This window comes from Betaproteobacteria bacterium (assembly GCA_016194905.1).
Lineage (GTDB): Bacteria > Pseudomonadota > Gammaproteobacteria > Burkholderiales > JACQAP01 > JACQAP01.
The window spans coordinates 1-19,092 of sequence record JACQAP010000029.1; the positions used below are offsets into that span (position 1 = coordinate 1).

General features: G+C 61.1%; 18 protein-coding genes. 17 read left to right on the top strand and 1 reads right to left on the bottom strand.

All coding sequences use genetic code 11. From position 1 onward, the window contains the following. The 12 genes from HY067_19420 to HY067_19475 all read left to right on the top strand — a co-directional run. On the top strand, positions 1-143 hold a 143-nt coding region (locus HY067_19420), incomplete at its 5' end, for a channel protein TolC (GenBank protein ID MBI3530122.1). Next, positions 140-859, top strand: coding sequence for an HlyD family efflux transporter periplasmic adaptor subunit (locus HY067_19425; protein MBI3530123.1), 720 nt, complete (start codon positions 140-142; stop codon positions 857-859). The genes HY067_19420 and HY067_19425, both read left to right, overlap by 4 nt. A 70-nt stretch (positions 860-929) precedes the next feature. After that, positions 930-2,024, top strand: coding sequence for an efflux RND transporter periplasmic adaptor subunit (locus HY067_19430; GenBank protein ID MBI3530124.1), 1,095 nt, complete (start codon positions 930-932; stop codon positions 2,022-2,024). Beyond that, positions 2,021-5,176 (top strand): efflux RND transporter permease subunit, encoded by a 3,156-nt coding sequence (locus HY067_19435; protein ID MBI3530125.1) that lies wholly within the window; start codon positions 2,021-2,023, stop codon positions 5,174-5,176. Before HY067_19430 ends, HY067_19435 begins: the two co-directional genes overlap by 4 nt. A 25-nt stretch (positions 5,177-5,201) precedes the next feature. After that, positions 5,202-6,893, top strand: coding sequence for a gamma-glutamyltransferase (gene ggt, locus HY067_19440; protein MBI3530126.1), 1,692 nt, complete (start codon positions 5,202-5,204; stop codon positions 6,891-6,893). 28 nt (positions 6,894-6,921) lie between these two features. Next, entirely contained in the window at positions 6,922-8,151 is a 1,230-nt protein-coding gene (locus HY067_19445; GenBank protein ID MBI3530127.1) for a molybdopterin-dependent oxidoreductase, read from the top strand. Between the two features lie 8 nt (positions 8,152-8,159). Next, a complete protein-coding gene (locus HY067_19450) occupies positions 8,160-8,435 on the top strand; it encodes a cytochrome c (GenBank protein ID MBI3530128.1) in 276 nt (91 codons plus the stop codon). Between the two features lie 48 nt (positions 8,436-8,483). Beyond that, positions 8,484-9,452 carry an acetyl-CoA carboxylase carboxyltransferase subunit alpha gene (locus tag HY067_19455; protein MBI3530129.1) on the top strand — a complete coding sequence of 323 codons (969 nt, stop codon included), beginning with the start codon at positions 8,484-8,486 and terminating at the stop codon, positions 9,450-9,452. Positions 9,453-9,534: 82 nt separating this feature from the next. Next, positions 9,535-10,875 carry a tRNA lysidine(34) synthetase TilS gene (tilS, locus tag HY067_19460; GenBank protein ID MBI3530130.1) on the top strand — a complete coding sequence of 447 codons (1,341 nt, stop codon included), beginning with the start codon at positions 9,535-9,537 and terminating at the stop codon, positions 10,873-10,875. 64 nt (positions 10,876-10,939) lie between these two features. Continuing rightward, the gene (locus HY067_19465; GenBank protein ID MBI3530131.1) at positions 10,940-11,950 is read left to right on the top strand and encodes a TRAP transporter substrate-binding protein; all 1,011 of its coding nucleotides are present in this window, start codon (positions 10,940-10,942) and stop codon (positions 11,948-11,950) included. 63 nt (positions 11,951-12,013) lie between these two features. After that, complete coding sequence (locus HY067_19470) at positions 12,014-12,502, top strand: TRAP transporter small permease (protein ID MBI3530132.1); 489 nt, start codon at positions 12,014-12,016, stop codon at positions 12,500-12,502. Next, positions 12,499-13,785, top strand: a complete 1,287-nt coding sequence (locus tag HY067_19475; GenBank protein MBI3530133.1) for a TRAP transporter large permease subunit — start codon at positions 12,499-12,501, stop codon at positions 13,783-13,785. The genes HY067_19470 and HY067_19475 overlap by 4 nt, the downstream gene beginning before the upstream one ends. 12 nt (positions 13,786-13,797) lie before the next feature. Here HY067_19475 and HY067_19480 read toward each other — a convergent pair whose 3' ends face one another. Continuing rightward, positions 13,798-14,373 (bottom strand): SPOR domain-containing protein, encoded by a 576-nt coding sequence (locus tag HY067_19480; protein ID MBI3530134.1) that lies wholly within the window; start codon positions 14,371-14,373, stop codon positions 13,798-13,800. A 194-nt stretch (positions 14,374-14,567) separates the two neighbouring features. On the opposite strand from HY067_19480, the gene ndk reads away from it, so the two are divergent. The 5 genes from ndk to ispG are packed head-to-tail and all read left to right on the top strand — an operon-like array spanning position 14,568 to position 19,066. Beyond that, complete coding sequence (gene ndk, locus HY067_19485) at positions 14,568-14,993, top strand: nucleoside-diphosphate kinase (protein ID MBI3530135.1); 426 nt, start codon at positions 14,568-14,570, stop codon at positions 14,991-14,993. Beyond that, positions 14,993-16,078 (top strand): 23S rRNA (adenine(2503)-C(2))-methyltransferase RlmN, encoded by a 1,086-nt coding sequence (gene rlmN, locus HY067_19490; GenBank protein MBI3530136.1) that lies wholly within the window; start codon positions 14,993-14,995, stop codon positions 16,076-16,078. Before ndk ends, rlmN begins: the two co-directional genes overlap by 1 nt. A gap of 11 nt (positions 16,079-16,089) precedes the next feature. Beyond that, on the top strand, positions 16,090-16,851 hold the full coding sequence (gene pilW, locus HY067_19495) for a type IV pilus biogenesis/stability protein PilW (protein MBI3530137.1): 762 nt from the start codon (positions 16,090-16,092) through the stop codon (positions 16,849-16,851). Then, entirely contained in the window at positions 16,848-17,768 is a 921-nt protein-coding gene (locus HY067_19500; protein MBI3530138.1) for a DUF4115 domain-containing protein, read from the top strand. The genes pilW and HY067_19500 overlap by 4 nt, the downstream gene beginning before the upstream one ends. After that, complete coding sequence (ispG, locus tag HY067_19505; GenBank protein MBI3530139.1) at positions 17,765-19,066, top strand: flavodoxin-dependent (E)-4-hydroxy-3-methylbut-2-enyl-diphosphate synthase; 1,302 nt, start codon at positions 17,765-17,767, stop codon at positions 19,064-19,066. The genes HY067_19500 and ispG overlap by 4 nt, the downstream gene beginning before the upstream one ends. The last annotated feature ends 26 nt before the right edge of the window (positions 19,067-19,092 follow it).

Sequence of the window (19,092 nt, forward strand, 5' to 3'; positions counted from 1 at the left end):
AACTGGCGGAGGCGCAGCGCAACCTGGCGCAGGCGCTGTATAACACGATCGTGAACCAGTTGAAGCTCAAGGCGGCGGTGGGCAAGCTCGCCGAAGCCGACCTGGCCGACGTCAACCTCCTCCTCAAGGACGACGCGCAGTGAGACAGTCGCCGTCTCTTTCCATGGTGCGGCGCCTGATCGCCGTACTGCTGATAGTGGTGGCAGCCGGCTGCACACGGGAGGAGTTGAGATCCTTTCGCGGCGTGACGGAGGGTGAGGTCGTCAGGCTGGCGGCGCCGGTGGCGGGCAATCTATCGTCGCTCGACGTCAAACGCGGCGCTACGGTTACCGAAGGAACGAAATTGTTCTCTCAGGCCGAGGCGGGCGAAATCTCCGCACACGCGGACGCGGCGAAACGCCTTGACCAGATCGAGCACGCCGGTGGAAAACGAACTGCCACAGGAACGGACGAGATCGAAACCCTGAAAGCCGAAGTTGCGCAGGCCGAATGGAAGCTCATGCTGAAGTCGGCTAGTGCGCCGGTCAGCGGCGTGATCACCGAAACGCTCTACGCCAAGGGGGATTGGGTGCCCGCCGGCGCGCCGGTCCTGTCCATCCTCCCGGTCGACAAGATCAAGGTAAGTTTCGAAGTGCCGCTGGCCGTGGCTGCGCATTTGCAGAATGGTCGCGGCGTGACACTCGTCTGTGCGCAATGCGACAAGCCCGTACAGGCGGCGATTACCTATATTTCACCCTTTGCCACGGCGGAATCTTCCGTCGGCGACTTTCCGGAATTGCACTACCGGGTCGAAGCGCGCCCGGACCCGAAGCAAGCCGTGTTGCTCAAGCCTGGCGAGTCGATTACGGTAAATCTGTGATGGTCGTCATTCCGGATATGACTATCGAATTTGTCCTTCTTCAGGCGGGAAGATGAACCAGGACGGTCCCATGTCATCTCCGGTTGCGTTTCTGTGCTTTCTGTTGCTGGCAACGGTCTGCGCCGGCTGCAGCGACAAGCCGCAGGCGACTCCGGAGGCGCGGCTGGTCAATGTCGTGCGCGTGACCATCGGCAGCACCAACAGCGATGTCGGTTACTCGGGAGAAGTACGCCCCCGCTACGAGACCAACGTGAGCTTTCGCGTGGCCGGCAAGATCGTGGCGCGCAACGTGGAAGTCGGCGGCCTCGTAAAAAAAGGCGATGTGCTGGCGCGGCTCGATCCGGAAGACCAGCAGCTGAATGCGCGTAGTGCGCAATCGCAACTGGCGGCGGCGAGATCCGAGTACGAGCAGAGCAAGGCCGAGCTCGAACGCTATACCGATCTGTACAAGAAGGAATTCATCAGCAAGGCGGAGTTCGACCGGCGGCAAAACGCATACAACGTGGCCAAGGCCAGGTTGGAGCAGGCGCAGGCGCAACTGGCAGTCACCAAGAATCAGACCGGTTATACGGAACTCGCCGCCGATCACGCCGGCGTAGTCACAGCAATCCTGATCGAGGTCGGCCAGGTGGTTGCCGCAGGCCAGACGGTCATGAAGCTGGCGCGCACCGACGATCGGGAAGTTGCCATCAGCATTCCCGAAAATCGATTGTCCGAATTGAGCGCCTCCAAGGAAATCGCCATTTCGCTGTGGGCGGATCCAGCGAAGATTTACAAAGGCAAGGCCCGGGAGGTCAGTCCTTCCGCCGATCCGGTAACGCGCACCTATGCCGCCAAGATCAGCGTGCTCGATGCCGATCCGGCGATGAAGCTCGGCATGACCGCCAACGTCTACCTCAGGGGCGTTCAGCGCACTGTCGCGGTCATGCTGCCCGCCACGGCCTTGTTTCAGGATAACGGACATGCCGCGGTCTGGGTGGTCGACAAGGCAAGCAGCCAGGTGAAGCTGGTGCCGGTCGAAGTCGGCGAGTATGTGGAAGACAAGGTGGCCGTGCTGTCCGGCCTGAATCCAGGCGATATGGTCGTGCGCGCCGGAGTGCACAAGCTGTTTGTCGGCGAGAAGGTCCGCGTGCACGAGGAGCCGGTAAAAGAGGCGGTGAAGTGAAGAACTTCAACCTGTCCGAGTGGGCATTGGAGCACCAGGCGCTGGTGCTTTTTTTTATGCTTGCGCTGTTCGCAGCGGGATTGTTCTCCTATTTCAGGCTCGGTCAGGCGGAAGACCCCGAGTTCACGTTCAAGGTCATGGTGATCAGGGCGATCTGGCCGGGCGCCTCGCCAGCGGAGATGGAACAGCAGGTCACCGAGCGGCTGGAGAAGAAGCTGCAGGAGACGCCGTATCTTGACAATGTGCGTTCCTTTACCAAATCCGGCGAAGCCACGATTTTCGTGACGCTCAAGGATTCGACGCCGCCGAAGGAAGTCGCCGGGGTGTGGTACCAGGTCAGGAAAAAAATCGGCGACATTCGCTTCACGCTGCCGGTAGGCACGCTGGGCCCGTTTTTCAACGACGAATTCGGAGATGTGTTCGGGAACATCTATGCCTTTACCGGCGACGGCTATACCTACGCCGAGCTGAACGATTATGTCGAGGACGTGCGCAAGGAAATCCTGCGCGTACCGGCCGTGGCCAAGGCCGAGGTCGTCGGCGACCAGGATCAGAAAATCTACGTCGAGATGTCTCATCGCAAACTGGCCACCCTCGGTATCGACCCGCTGTCCATTTTCAATGTCTTGCGCGAACAAAACGCGATGACGCCGGCCGGTTCGATCGATACCCATTCGGACCGGATCTTCCTGCGCATTTCCGGCAGCTTCGATTCGGTCGAGAGCATCCGCGAGATCGGCATCCAGGCGAACGGGCGTTTGTTCCGGCTCGGCGATATCGCCCACGTCTATCGCGGTTACGTCGATCCGCCCTCGCAGAAAGTGCGTTACATGGGTCAGGAGGCGATCGCGCTGGCGGTGTCGATGGCCAAGGGCGGCGATATCCTGCAGCTCGGCCAAGACCTGGAAAAGTCCTTTGCGCGCATCAAGCGGGACCTGCCGGTCGGCATCGAGGTGCACCAGTATTCAAACCAGCCCGAGGTCGTGAAGCGGTCCGTCGACGAATTCATGAGGACGCTGCTTGAGGCCGTTGTGATCGTGCTCGCAGTCAGTTTCTTCAGCCTCGGCTTCCGCACCGGCCTGGTCGTCGCCCTATCCATTCCGCTGGTATTGGCCGTTACCTTCCTGATGATGAAGCTGTACGGCATCGACCTGCAGCGGATTTCACTGGGCGCGCTGATCATCTCGCTCGGTCTGCTGGTGGACGATGCCATTATCTCGGTGGAAATGATGGCAACCAAGATGGAGCAAGGCATGGAGCGGGCGAAGGCCGCTGGATTCGCCTACACCTCGACTGCATTCCCGATGCTGACCGGGACCCTGATCACCGCCGCCGCGTTCACCCCGGTTGGATTTGCCAAGTCGTCCGCGGGCGAATACACCTTTTCCATTTTCGCGGTGGTGACCATCGCCTTGATGGTGTCATGGGTGGTGGCGGTCCTGTTCACGCCTTATCTCGGTTACAAGCTGCTGCCCGATCTCACGCACCATGCGCCGCCGCCCTCCCTGTTCCAGCGTTTCCTGCATGCGCCACTGCATCGGTGGATTCCACGCTTGATCCCGGCGCCGACGGCTCCCCATCACGGCGACGTTTACGACAGCCCGTTCTACCGGCGCTTCCGGGGACTGGTGGACTGGTGCGTGAATTATCGCAAGACCGTCATCCTCATCACGGTCGCGGTATTTGCATTGTCGATCTTCGGTTTTCGCTTCGTGCAGAACCAGTTCTTTCCCTCGTCGAACCGTCCCGAACTGATCGTGGATCTGTGGTTGCCGCAGGGCGCTTCGTTCCAGGCTACCGAGTTGCAAGTGAAGCGAATGGAGGAAAAACTCAAGGGTGACGAGAACGTCCTGAACTATGTCGCCTACGTGGGTAACGGCAGTCCGCGCTTCTATCTCCCGCTCGACCAGCAACTTGGTCATCCGAACTTCGCGCAATTCGTGATCGTCACGAAGAACAACAAGGCGCGGGAAGTGTTATACGACAGAATAAATCGCATCCTGGAAACCGAGTTCACGGTGCTGCGCGGGCGCGTGAACCGGCTGGAGAATGGTCCGCCCGTGGGTTATCCGGTTCAGTTCCGGGTGGTGGGTAACGACATACCGACGGTGCGCAGGATCGCGTTCGAAGTCGCATCCATCGTGCGCGCCAATCCGAATGCCCAGAACGTGCACCTCGACTGGAATGAGCAGGTCAAGAACATCCGCCTTGAAATCGACCAGAACAAGGCGCGCGTCATCGGCGTGAGTTCGCAAGGCCTGTCGACCGTGCTCAACTCAATCCTGACCGGATACAGCATCACCCAGTACCGGGAGAAGGACAAACTGATCGAAGTGCTGGCCCGCGCCGAAACCGGCGAGCGGCTCGACCCCGGCAAGCTATCCGAGATCAATGTGCCGACGCAGTCCGGAAAATGGATTCCGCTGGCGCAGATCGCAAAAATAGAATACGGCTTCGAAGAAGGCATCATCTGGCGCCGCAACCGGCAGCCGTCCGTCACGGTACGCGCCGACACCCGCGGCGACGTCCAGGCGCCGGTGATATCCAAGCAGATCGACCCGCAGCTCGACGCGCTGCGCGCCAAGCTGCCCGAGTACTACCGCATTGAGATGGCAGGCGCCATCGAAGAGAGCGCCAAGGGCGAAAATTCGATCATTGCCGTGATGCCGCTGATGCTGATAACGGTGCTCACGCTGCTGATGATCCAGCTGCAGAGTTTCCAGAAGACCATCATGGTGTTGCTGACTTCGCCGCTCGGGCTGATCGGCGTGGCCTTCATCCTGCTGACGTGGAACGTGCCGTTCGGCTTTGTCGCGAATCTGGGCGTTATTGCGCTGTTCGGCATGATCATGCGCAACTCGGTGATCCTGGTGGACCAGATCGAACAGGACATCAAGGCGGGTCATCCGCAATGGAATGCGATCGTCGACGCGACCGTGCGGCGCTTCCGGCCGATCGTATTGACGGCGCTCGCCGCCGTACTGGCAATGATCCCGTTGTCGCGCAGCAATTTCTGGGGGCCGATGGCGGTCGCCATCATGGGCGGGTTGATCTCTGCGACCATTCTCACGCTGTTGTTCGTGCCTGCTCTATATGCGGCATGGTTCCGCGTGAAGAAGCCGGCGCCGGATTTGCCGGGTGACACGGCGTAATGCTGACTTTTCCTGCCATGCCGCAATGAAATCCGGGTCCAAGCTTTACGTCACGCGACTTCTGCTTGGCTGTGTTCTACTCATTGCCTGTGCCGCGCGCACGGTCGTGGCGGAAGAGCAATGCGGCATCGCGTCGGCTCACACGCTCGCCACCCAGGCCGGATGCGAAATCCTGAAATCGGGAGGCAACGCTTTCGATGCCGCGGTAGCGGTTGCCGCCGCGCTGGCCGTCGTCGAACCATTTGCATCGGGGATCGGCGGCGGTGGATTTTTTCTGCTGCATCGGGCCGACGACGGATTCGAAGTATTCGTCGATGCCCGCGAAACGGCGCCGACGCGGGCCACGCGCGAATTCTTCGTCGACGAGAACGGACAGGCGAAACAGCAGGCGTCGCTCGAAGGCCCGACCGCCGCCGGCATTCCCGGCGAGCCCGCTGCGCTCGACTGGGTCGCCGGCCATTACGGAAAATTGCCCCTGGTGCGTTCGCTGGCACCGGCCATCCGGCTGGCGGAGCGGGGATTTCCGGCGGACGCGCGCTATGCCTCGGCGAGCGCGTTACGTGAAGCGCTGTTGAAGAACAACGCCGACGCCGCAAAAAGTTTTCTCGACGACGGCAAGGCCGTCGCGGCTGGGTTCGTCGTGATCCAGCCGCAACTGGCGCGCACGCTGCGCATGCTCGCCGACCAGGGCGGTCAGGGTTTCTATCATGGCGATTTCGCACGCAAGCTGGCGCAGACGGTGAAATCGGCGGGCGGGTTGTGGGAATTGTCCGACCTGGAAAACTACCGCGTGATCGAGCGGCCGCCGGTCAAGTTCACTTACCGTGGCGCGAAGATTACCACTGCGCCGTTGCCCTCTTCGGGCGGATTGGTTCTGGCGCAGAGCCTGTTCATCCTCGAATCGGTGGACATGGCGAGCCTGTCGACAACCGACCGCGTGCACTACGCGGTCGAGGCGATGCGCCGCGCCTATCATGATCGTGCGCGCTACATGGGTGACCCGGATTTCTTTCCCGTGCCGGCAGCGAGACTGGCATCGCGCGAGTACGCGCGACGCCGCGGCGCGTCTATCGATCCCGCGCGCGCGACGCCGAGCGGCGAACTTGCGGAACAAGCCGGCGCAGCCGACGAAGGCGGCGATACCACGCATTTCTCGATCATCGATGCGGACGGCAACCGGGTCGCGGCGACCCTGTCGGTGAACGGGCCATTCGGATCCGGTTTCGTCGCCGGCGGCACCGGTGTGCTGCTGAACAATCATATGGACGATTTCGTTCTCGTGCCGGGTGTGCCCAATCTGTACAAGCTGGTCGGTAGCCGAGCCAACGCCATCGAGCCGGGCAAACGGCCGCTGTCGTCCATGTCGCCGACCTTTGTCGAGGACGACCGCGGCGTACTCGTGCTGGGCACCCCCGGCGGATCGCGCATCATCTCGATGGTCCTGGAAGGCATTCTCGATTACGTGGATCAACCGCAAGCCGATCTCGCGCGTTTGCTGGCTGTGCCGCGCTACCATCACCAGTATTTGCCCGACCGCATCGAAATCGAGCCGGGCAGTTTCCCGGACGAATGGATCGACGCGATGAAATCCAGAGGACACGCCGTGGAAGTCGGCCGGCGCAAGTGGGGTAACATGCAGGCAGTGTTCCTCGACAGGAAAACAGGGCGGATCGAATCCGCCAGCGATCCTCGCGGGCAGAGCGGCGTGCTGTTCTGACAATGGCGGGAACGGAGCAGGAGGAGAAATGAGAACCAGACGGGATTTTTTGAAGGTCTCCGCGGGCGGCCTGCTGCTTGCCGGTGGGGCGCGCTGGGTCGAATTCGCCAATGCAGCAAACGACTTCGGACCGGCCTCGTTGCCCTCCGGCACGCTCGAGTCCGCGCAATTGGGTAGCCTGCCTGGCAAGCTGCCGTTGATCAAAAAGTCCTTCCGTCCGCCGAATTTCGAAACCCCCGTCAGCTATTTCAACGAAGCATTCACGCCGAACAATGCATTTTTCGTGCGCTACCACCTGGCCGGTATTCCTGAGATCGATGCCGCGCAGTGGAAGTTGGCCATTGCTGGGGAATCCCTCGAAAAGCCTCTTGAGCTGACCTACGAGAATCTGACGCGCGGCTTCGAGACGGTCGAAGTGGCCGCAGTGTGCATGTGTTCGGGCAACCGGCGCGGCTTGTCGCAGCCGCATGTGCCAGGCGTGCAATGGGGGCACGGTGCAATCGGCAACGCGAAATGGCGCGGCGTGCGCCTGCGCGATCTGCTCAACAAGGCAGGGCTGAAAAAAGACGCAGTCGAAATCGTGCTGCAGGGCGCGGATGGCGCGGTGCTCGACAAGACGCCCAACTTCGTCAAGAGCCTTCCGGTCTGGAAGGCAATGGACGAGAACACGCTGGTGGCGTTCGCGATGAACGGCGAAAAGCTGCCGCATTGGAACGGCTTTCCGGCACGCATCGTTGTGCCCGGCTGGACCGCCACTTACTGGATGAAGCACGTGACGTCGATTGGCGCGGTATCGCAACCCTTCAAGGGTTTCTGGATGAATCCCGCCTACCGGATTCCAAAAGGCAAATTCCCGATCGTCGATCGTTTCATCAGCCAGGAGACCGAGGCCAATACGCCGATCACCGAGATGGTGGTCAACTCGCTCATCACCAGCCCGGATAGCGGTAAAAAAGCCCGGCTAGGCGAAGCTGTCACAGTTGCCGGCGTCGCCTGGGACGGCGGTTACGGCATCGTTACCGTCGAGGTGTCGGAGGACGAAGGGAAAATCTGGCAAACGGCGCAACTGGGTGCGGATCTCGGCCGTTTTGCATGGCGCCAATGGTCGCACCGTTTTACGCCGGCGCGGCCGGGCCGGCATGCGGTGCTGGCGAGGGCGACCAATCGCGCCGGTGCAACGCAGACTTTCGAGCTTATTTTCAATCCCGCCGGCTACCATAACAATGTGGTCCAGCGCGTCGAGATCGAAGCGACTTAGGAGACCCCATGAGAACACTGCTGGTTTTCGCTCTCCTCTCGGTACTCCCGGCATCTGCCGGGGAAAGCGACTTTCATTTGAAGGACGGCCCTGGAAAGCAACTGGTCGAGGCCAATTGCACGATGTGCCACAGCCTCGACTATATCCAGATGAACTCGCCGTTCCTCGACCGCAAAGGTTGGGAAGCCTCCGTGAACAAGATGATCAAGGCGATGGGCGCTCCCATTGCCGAGGCGGACGTTCAGAAAATCGTCGATTATCTGGTGTCCCAGTACGGCAAGTAGCCGGGTCCCGGAGACGCATTTGCCGAACTGTCGTTACAATACGGCTTCATGAAGACGACGTTTCTTGATTTCGAGCAGCCGATCGCCGAGCTCGAGGCGAAGATCGAAGAACTGCGTTATGTGCAGGACGATTCCGCGGTCGACATCTCCGAGGAGATTTCGCGCCTGCAGAAGAAGAGCAGCACGCTGACCCGGGATATCTACGCGAAACTTTCGGCGTGGCAGATCTCGCAGGTGGCGCGCCATCCGCAGCGGCCGTATTCTCTGGACTACTTCCAGAATCTGTTCACCGATTTCGAGGAGTTGCAGGGCGACCGCTCATTCGCGGAGGATCCGTCGATCGTCGGCGGGCTGGTACGCTTCGGCAGCCAGACGGTGATGGCGATCGGCCACCAGAAAGGGCGCGATACCAAGGACAAGCTCTATCGCAATTTCGGCATGCCGAAGCCGGAAGGCTATCGCAAGGCGCTGCGACTGATGAAGCTCGCCGAGAAATTCGGCGTGCCAGTGATGACGTTCGTCGACACGCCGGGTGCTTATCCCGGAGTCGGCGCGGAGGAGCGCGGGCAATCGGAAGCGATCGGACGCAACCTGTACGCGATGTCGGAATTGCGCGTGCCGATCGTGGTCACGGTCATCGGTGAAGGTGGATCGGGAGGTGCGTTGGCGATTGCCGTAGGCGATGTCACGCTGATGCTGCAGTATTCGATCTACTCGGTGATTTCGCCCGAAGGGTGCGCGTCGATCCTGTGGAAGAGCGCCGACAAGGCGCCGGATGCGGCCGAAACCCTGGGCATCACGGCCAACCGGCTCAAGACGCTGGGGCTGGTTGACCGCGTGGTGGCCGAACCGCCGGGCGGCGCCCATCGCGATCCGACGGCGATCATGCAGACCTTGCGCAAGGCGCTGCAGGAGGCGCTCTCGGAAGCTCAGGAAAAGCCGATCAACGATCTGGTGGAAGCACGCTTCGAGCGTTTGATGGCTTACGGCAAGTTCAAGGAAGCGGCGGTTCGCTGAGCTGTTTCGCCGTTCCGCCGATTTATCCGGATACCCCGCGCGAGCGGGGTATCTTGTTTTGGCACGCTGACTGGCAATGACCATGACCGACGAACTCGCGGGAATCGTGAACGCCACGCTGGACGCATACGCCCTGCGCGGCAAACGTGTTGCGATCGCGCTGAGCGGCGGCGTGGATTCGATGGCGCTGCTCGACCTTCTCCATGAACTGCGTACCTCGCGGGAATTGTCGCTGTCGGCGATTCATGTGAATCATCAGATCAGCGCGCATGCCGACGAATGGGAGACATTCTGCCGTTCGCTTTGCCAGCGCCGCGGAATTCCGTTGACGGTGCAGCGCGTACAGGTCACGCCCGACGGTTCCGGCGTCGAAGCCGCCGCGCGACGGTTGCGTTACCGCGCCTACGCTTTGATCGATGCCGATTACGTCGCGCTCGCGCATCATCTCGACGATCAGGCGGAGACCTTCCTGCTGCAATTGTTGCGCGGCGCCGGACCGAAGGGATTGGCCGGCATGCCGGTCATCAGGAGCCAGGAATCGGCGGCGAACGGCAAGGCAGGCGCGCCGCTCATCCTGCGCCCGTTGCTGGAAGTTCGCCGTAGTCAGATCGTGGCTTACGCAAAATCGAGGCGTCTGGAATGGGTGGAGGACGACAGCAACACCGATATGCGCTACGACCGTAACTACCTGCGCAACGAGCTTCTGGTGCGATTGGACGAGCGCTTCCCGGCCTATCGCGAAACGCTGGCGCGAACCGCGCGCAATCTCGCCGATCATGTTTTGCTCGCGGAGGAACTGGCGCGAATCGATGCGCAATCACTCGATCGCAGCGCGATATCGGCGGAACGGCTGCGGCAGTTGTCCGATGCGCGCGCACTGAATCTGCTGCGCCAGCTTTTCTCGGACGGCGGATTGCAGATGCCGCCGCGCACCAGGCTGGAGGAAGCACTGAGACAGTGCCGCGAAGCCGGCCGCGATGCGGAGCTCCAGGTTACGTTCGGTGACACCGGCCTGCGCTGCTATCGCGACCGCGTGGAACTCGTCGAGAATTCCCCGGACATGCCGGCGGACTGGCAATCGCGCTGGGATGGCCATCACGAGTTGATTCTGCCGGATGGGCTGGGTGTGCTGCGATCGCGGGCGGTGGTCGGCGAAGGCATCGCCAAACGCCATTTCGACATACGCGCGGCGACGGTCCGGGGCCGCAGCGGCGGCGAGCGCATGCAACCGGGGGAAAACAGGCCACGGCGCGCACTCAAGAGTCTGCTGCAGGAGCATGCCATTCCGCCATGGGAGCGCAGCCGCATGCCGCTGGTGTTCTTCGGCGAACAACTCGCCTGGGTGCCGGGTATCGGTGTGGCAGCGGAGTTTCGCGCCGCCGCAGCGGAGCCCGGCGTTGCGCCGGAATGGGAACCGGGCTGATAGAATCGAACGAGGGAGGACGGCGCCCGCTACGCACTGATAAATGACGGCGCCAAAGACGACGATGAAAAAAAACCTGTTCGCACTCTTGTTGCTGGCCTGCATGACCGCCGCGCAGGCAGACGAGCCGATCATCATCAAGTTCAGCCACGTCGTGGCCAACGACACGCCGAAGGGCAAGGCCGCGGAGAAATTCAAGCAGTTCGCCGAGAAATACACCAGCGGGCGCGTCAAGGTCGAGCTCTATCCGAACAGCCAACTGTACAAGGATCGGGAAGAGATGGAGGCACTGCAACGCGGTGCGGTGCAGATGCTGGCGCCTTCGGTGTCGAAGTTCGGTCCGCTGGGCGTGCGCGAATTCGAGTTGTTCGATTTGCCTTACCTGATTCCCGATGCCGAGACCGTGGATCGCGTCACCGACGGCGACATCGGCAGGAATCTGTTCGCCAAGCTCGAACCGAAAGGGCTCAAGGGACTGGCGTACTGGGACAACGGCTTCAAACAATTCTCCGCCAACCGGCCGCTGCGCAAGCCGGAAGATTTCCGCGGGTTGAAGATGCGCATCCAGTCCTCGAAGGTGCTGGAAGCGACCATGCGCGAACTTGGCGCGCTGCCGCAGGTGATGGCCTTCTCCGAGGTTTACTCGGCGTTGCAGCAGAAAGTGGTCGATGGCACGGAAAATCCGCTGTCGAATCTCTACACCCAGAAAATGCATGAAGTGCAATCGCATCTGACGATTTCAGATCACGGCTGCCTGGTGTACGCGGTGATCACCAACCGGAAGTTCTGGGAAGCGCTGCCTGCCGACATCCGCGGTCAGCTGGAAAAGGCGATGGCCGAGGCCACCCGCTATGAGCGCGACATCGCCAAGAAGGAGAACGACGACGCGCTTGCGGCCGTGAAGGCGTCCGGAAAGACCGAGGTCTACGTGTTGTCCGAAGCCGAGCGCAAGGCCTGGAAGGAAACGCTGCTCCCGGTACAAGCCAAGTTCGAAAGCGTCGTCGGCAAAGATAATCTGCAGGCGATCAATCGCATCGCCGCCGAAGTCGAATCCCGCAAGACCAGGAAGAAATAGACTTTGATCCGGGCATTCAACCGCATCCTCGATCACATCGAGGAATGGCTGATCGCCGGTTTCATGGCGGCGGCCACGCTCGTCATTTTCGCCGCCGTGCTGCACCGGCAATCCGCAGCGGTGCCGTGGCTGTGGAAATACGCCGCTTCCCTGAATTTCTCCTGGGCGCAGGAGCTGTGCATCTATCTTTTCATCTGGATGGCGAAGTTCGGTGCCGCCTATGGCGTGCGTACCGGCATCCATATCGGCGTCGACGTACTGGTGAACGCGGTGCGGCCGGCCTTGCGGCGCGTACTGGTGACGATCGCGTTGTTGCTCGGCGCGTTCTTCACCGGAGCCATTGCGATCATGGGCGTGCGCTGGGTCTGGTTCATCCACGGCACCGGACAGATTTCGCCCGACCTCGACTGGCCGATGTGGGTGATCTACCTGTGCATCCCGCTCGGCTCGTCGCTCATGTGCTATCGCTTCCTGCAGGTGATGGTGCGTTTCCTCCGGTCCGGTGAGTTGCCTGTGCATTCGCACGGCACGGCCGATGAAGGTGCGGCATGAACGTCACCTTGATCCTCGTCATTCTCCTGGTGTTGCTGCTGACCGGCACGCCGATCTCGATCGCGCTCGGCATGACGGTGCTGACTTTCCTTGCACTGTTTTCCTCGTTTTCGATCGACACGGTCGACATCGTCTCGCAACGACTGTTCACCGGGCTGGAGAGCTTCGCGATCATGGCGGTGCCGTTCTTCGTGCTGTCGGGCAGCTTTCTCACAGACGGCGGCATCGCTCGCCGCATCATCCGTTTCGCACTGGCGCTGGTCGGCTGGATGCATGGCGGGCTGGCTATGGCCGCGATTCTGGCGTGCACGTTCTTCGCCACGATCTCGGGCTCCAGTCCGGCCACCGTGGTGGCGATCGGCTCGATCATGCTGCCGGCGATGATCAAGCATGGTTACCCGAAACACTTTTCGGTCGGCGTGATTACCACGTCCGGTTCGCTCGGCATCCTGATCCCGCCGTCGATCGTGATGATCATCTATGCGGTCAGCACATCGGAGTCCGCCGGAAAACTGTTCATCGCCGGGATCGTGCCCGGCATCCTTCTGGCGGCGTTGCTGATGCTCGTCACGTATGTGACCGCACGCAAGAAGCATTTTCCGACACTGCCGCGAGCCTCGGGACGCGAGATCTGGGATTCCTTCAAGGATGCGTTCTGGGGGCTGATGCTCGTGGTGATCGTCATGGGCGGCATCTACGGCGGCATTTTCACGCCGACCGAGGCGGCCGCGGTCAGTGCGGTCTACGCCTTCATCGCGGCGGTCTTCATCTACCGGGGACTCAAACTCAGGGAAGTGCCCAAGGTCCTGCTATCGGCGGCGAACACAAGCGCGATGCTGCTCTACATCATCACCAATGCCATTCTGTTCTCATTCCTGCTGACTTCCGAGCAGATTCCGCAGGTCCTGTCGCAGTGGGTTGTCGATCAGCAACTGTCGCCCTGGATGTTTCTGATGGCAATTAACGTCGCCTTGCTGGTGGCGGGCCAGTTCATGGAGCCCAGTTCGATCATCCTGATTCTGGCTCCGCTGCTGGTACCGATCGCGAAGACCATGGGCATAGACCCGATTCACCTCGGTGTGATCATGACGGTGAACATGGAGATCGGCATGATCCATCCACCGGTCGGGCTGAATCTCTTCGTCGCCAGCCACATCGCCAAAATGGGCTTGACCGAGGTGTCGATCGCCTGCCTGCCGTGGGTGTTCGTGTTGCTGGCTTACCTGATACTGGTCACCTATGTGCCAGCTGTGTCCCTGTGGCTGCCGAACCTGCTGTACTGATTTTCCCCGCGCTCATCGGGCGCTGACCATCACGGCATTGATACCCAGCTTCTTCGCGCGGGCCAGTGCCTTTTCCGCGTCGCGTTTGTCCTTGAAAGGGCCAAGCTGCACCCGCGTCTCGAGATGGGCCTCGATGCCGGCGCGCTGCAGTTGTTTCTGCAAGGCTTGTGCGTTGGCCGGCGACGTGAACACGCCCACTTGGACCATGTAGGCCTTACCTGGGGCCAGAGCGGCTTTCTCCGAGGGCGCGGGTTGCGTCGCAAGCGGTGCTGACGGCGTAACGCTGGTTGCGCGGGGCGGGGGTGCCAGCATCTCGTTGTTGACCACTTGCGGCGGTGGCGGGGGCGTTATCGGAGGCTCGGGTTTGACTGCTGGGAGGTTGGATTCCGGCGCCGACGGGGTAATCAGCGCCTGCGATGGTTCATGGGGCGGCGTAAGTCCCGCAGGGCGCTCGCGAAACCGATCGACCAGCGCCAGTCCGCCGATGGCGAGTCCGATCAGTACGGCTGCTGCGATCAGTCGTCGTCCCGTGCGTGATTTTGTCTGTGCCTGGGGAGGCGCTGCCGGTTTGTTGGAATTGGGAGGCATGTCGTCGTTAGTGGAGTCTGAACAGTTGATGCTATCACTGATTTTCCAGCCTTTCGGGGTCGCCCCTCGGAGACCTGGCGGGCGCCAAGATCTCATGGCAGCCGCAATCTCGCGGCAAAGCCATTCCTTTCGCCGAGGCGCCATGCTATCCTTATGAATTAGCTTCAAAAAAACAAACCTATTGGAGATATTTGATGGCTGTTGAGCGCACCCTGTCGATCGTCAAACCCGATGGCGTGGCAAAAAATGTGATCGGACAGATTTATTCGCGGTTCGAAGCTAGCGGATTGAAGATAATCGCGGCGAGAATGGTGCACTTGTCGCGTAACGACGCCGAGGGTTTCTATGCAGTGCACCGCCAGCGCCCGTTTTTTAACGATCTGGTGAACTTCATGATCTCCGGTCCGGTCATGGTTCAGGTGCTCGAGGGCGATAGTGCGATCCAGAAGAACCGTGATCTGATGGGGGCCACCGATCCGAAAAAGGCGGCCAAGGGATCGATTCGCGCAGATTTCGCAGACAGCATCGACGCCAATGCAGTGCATGGCTCCGACGCTCCCGAAACCGCGGCGGTGGAAATCGCCTATTTCTTTCCCACCCTGAATATCTACTCGCGCTGATGCCCGTCAACCTGCTTGATTTCGACGCGGAACGGCTCGCCGGATTCTTCACCGAAATCGGCGAGAAGCCGTTTCGTGCGCGGCAGGTAATGCGCTGGATTCACCAATTCGGGCAGTCCGAGTTCGAGAGCATGAGCGACCTGTCGAAAGACTTGCGCGCCAAGCTGGTCTCCGGCGCGATGGTGCGGGCGCCGTCCGTAATGGCCGATTCGACCGCGATCGACGGAACACGCAAATGGCTGCTTTCCGTGGGCGCCGCCAACGGCATCGAGACCGTGTTCATTCCCGGAACAGGGCGCGGGACGCTTTGCGTGTCTTCGCAGGTCGGTTGCGCACTGGAATGCGCATTCTGCTCGACCGGCAGGCAGGGATTCAACCGTAATCTGACGGTGGCGGAAATCATCGGCCAGTTGTGGTGGGCCAATCGCGCGCTCGGGGCGACGCCGAGGGGCGAGCGGGTGATCAGCAACGTAGTCATGATGGGAATGGGCGAACCACTGGCCAATTTCGACAACGTCGTGTCGGCCATGAAGATCATGCTTGACGACTGCGGTTACGGACTATCGCGCCGGCGCGTCACGCTTTCGACCTCCGGCATGGTTCCGGCCATGGACCGGCTCGCCAGGCAGTTGCCGGTGGCCCTCGCCGTATCTCTGCATGCACCTGACGACGAACTCCGCGATCGCCTGGTGCCGATCAACAAAAAATATCCGCTGAAAGAACTGATGGCGGCATGCAAACGCTACATCAAGGTCGCGCCGCGCGACTTCGTCACATTCGAATACGTAATGCTCGATGGCGTCAATGACAGCGTCGAGCAGGCAAAGCAGCTGGTGGAGCTGGTGAAGGGCGTGTCCTGCAAATTCAATCTCATTCCCTTCAACCCGTTCCCGGATTCCGGGTTCGAGCGCTCTTCGCCCGAACGCATCGGCGCGTTTCGCGATGTACTGATGCGGGCCGGCCTGGTCACGACGACGCGCAAGACGCGCGGCGACGATATCGATGGCGCCTGTGGTCAGCTTGCCGGCCAAGTGCAGGATCGCACGCAGCGCAAGGCGCGGCGCACGATGGCAGCTTCGGCATGAGCAGCGTCTGCATGAACAGGATTTCCATCCTGATTTTCGTCGCGCTGCTGGCTGCGTGCACCACCCAGGTGAATAAATCGGAAACTGGCGAGCCCAGGAACGCGACCGAGAATCGTGCCCGAATCCATACCGAGCTCGGCGTGGCGTATTACGGTGCAGGGCAGATGCCGGTGGCGGTGCAGGAGCTGAAGGAGGCCATCAGCGCGGATTCCGGTTATGCTCCCGCACACGCCCAGCTCGGGCTGGTGTACATGACCCTCAAGGAAGATGCGCTCGCGCAACAGTCGTTCGAGCGCGCACTGAAGATCGATCCGACCGATTCATCGGCGAACAACAATTACGGCCTGTTTCTATGCCAGCGCAAGCGTGAGAAGGAGGCGATGAAATATTTTGCGACTGCGCTGAAGAATCCGCTTTATGCCACGCCGGAAAATGCTTACACGAATTCCGGTGTCTGCTCGCGTCTGCAGGGCGACGATGTGAAGGCCGAGGAGTGGCTGCGCAAGGCGCTGGCGTTGCAACCAAACCAGTCCCAGGCGCTGTATCAGCTTGCCGATATTGCCTTCAAGCGTAACGAGCTAACGACGGCCCGGACACTGCTAAACCGTCACATGCAGGTATCGACGCCGTCTGCCGACGCGTTGTGGCTAGGAGTGCGCATCGAGCAACGGCTGGACAATCGCAGCGCTCTTGCGAGTTATGGCGCCCAACTGAACAACCGGTATCCGGGCGCGCCACAGACAAAGGCATACAACGAGGGCCGCTTTCAGTGAGCGATGCTGCCGCAGACGCAGAATCCTCCGCTGTTTCCGCGGGACCGGGTGCGGCCGGAGCGGTCCTTTTTAAGGAGCGCCGCCGCCAGGGATTGAGCCTCGGCGATATATCGCGCCAACTCAAGTTGTCCGTGCGGCAGGTCGAAGCGCTGGAGCGTGACGATTACTCCGGATACAAGAGCCCGGTTTTTATTCACGGGTTCATCCGCAATTACGCAAAGCTGCTCGGCCTCGATCCGGAGCCTTTGATCCGTGCCACCGACTCGATGCTTGATCCGCCGGTGACTCCGGCAGTCACGCCGCGCGAGCAGGAACGTTCACAACCAGCGCGCGTGGAAGACAGAATATACCGGCTTTGGCCGACGGTAATAGCTGTGCTCTTGGTTGGAATTGCAATATCGGTCTATTTCGGCGGTCGCCGTGCGCCGGATGCGGGGCGCACCGCTCCGACGGTCGCGGCGCGCGACAAATCTGCGCCATCGTCGAAGGTCGCTACTGAGGCGAAGACCGGTGCCGATGCCAAAGTCAGAACCGAGTCAAAACCGGAAGTCGAATCCGCGGCAAGACCTGCGGCAAAACCGGAAGCAAAAGCAGAAGCGAAGACTGAGGCAAGGCCCGGACGCGTCGAACGTCGCTTGCCGATTGGAACCGGTGCGGCGGTGGCTGCCGAAGCTGCGGGACGTGTGACGGTTCGCATGATCTTCGAACAGGACTCATGGGTCGAGATCAAGGATCGCGTCGGCAACACAATTTTCGGTCAACTCAATCCAGCCGGCAGCCGCCGTAGCGTCAGCGGCGAGCCACCTCTATCCGTTGTGGTCGGCAATGCCGCTGGCGTGCGCCTGTTCCAGGGCGACAAGAGTATCGATCTCGCACCGCATACCCGGGTGGATGTGGCGCGGCTGACGCTGGAATGACGCGGCCGCCTCTCATGCCCGGCAAAATCATTCTTCGCCACGAAACCCGCCAGGTCCGCATCGCCGGCATTCCGGTGGGCGGCGGTGCGCCGGTAGTCGTACAGTCGATGACCAATACCGATACCGCGGACGTGCAGGCCACCGCACGCCAGGTTAGGGAACTCGCCGAGGCCGGTTCGGAATTCGTGCGCGTCACGGTCAATACCGCAGAGGCGGCGGCAGCCGTACCGGAAATCCGCAACGTGCTCGAGCGCGAGGGTTGCCCGGTGCCGTTGATCGGCGATTTTCATTTTAACGGCCACAAACTCCTTACTCAATATCCGGATTGCGCGCAGGGTCTGGATAAATACCGGATCAATCCGGGCAATGTCGGTCGCGGGTCGAAGCGCGATGATCAGTTCGCAACCATGATCGAAACAGCATGCCGTTACGGCAAGCCGGTGCGCATCGGCGTCAATTGGGGCAGCCTGGATCCCGATCTGCTCGGCCGCATGATGGATGACAACGCGCGCCTGCCCGAGCCTGGGGAAGCGGCCGACGTCATGCGCGAAGCGCTGATCGTGTCTGCACTGCAGAACGCGCAGAAGGCGGAAGAAATCGGATTGCCCGGCGATCGCATCATTCTCTCTTGCAAGGTGAGCGGCGTGCAGGACCTGATACTGGTTTATGGCGAATTGGCCGCGCGTTGCGACTACCCGCTGCACCTCGGTCTGACTGAAGCGGGAATGGGGTCCAAAGGTATTGTCGCGTCCACCGCCGCGCTGGCGGTGTTGTTGCAGCAGGGCATCGGCGACACCATACGAATTTCGCTTACGCCGGATCCCGCAGGGGATCGCTCCCGCGAAGTCATCGTCGCGCAGGAAATCCTGCAGACCATGGGCTTGCGTTCGTTCACGCCGATGGTGATCGCGTGCCCCGGCTGCGGGCGGACCACCAGCACCGTCTTTCAGGAACTGGCCGACAAGATTCAAGTTTATCTGCGCCGGCAGATGCCGGTCTGGCGCACGCAATATCCCGGAGTCGAAGAAATGCGCGTGGCCGTGATGGGCTGCGTGGTCAATGGTCCCGGCGAGAGCAAGCACGCCAACATTGGCATCAGTTTGCCGGGTTCGGGCGAGACGCCGGTAGCCCCGGTATTCGTCGATGGCGTGAAGACCGTAACGCTGAAAGGCGACCACATCGCGGAAGAATTCCATCGCCTGGTAGATGACTACGTCGCCAGCCACTACGGCCGATCCGGTGGACAGGGCCGGCGGGCGGCGACGAGCAACGAAGAATCCGCACGGGCGCTCGGCTGAGCGCCCACACAATCGAGAGACAAGCT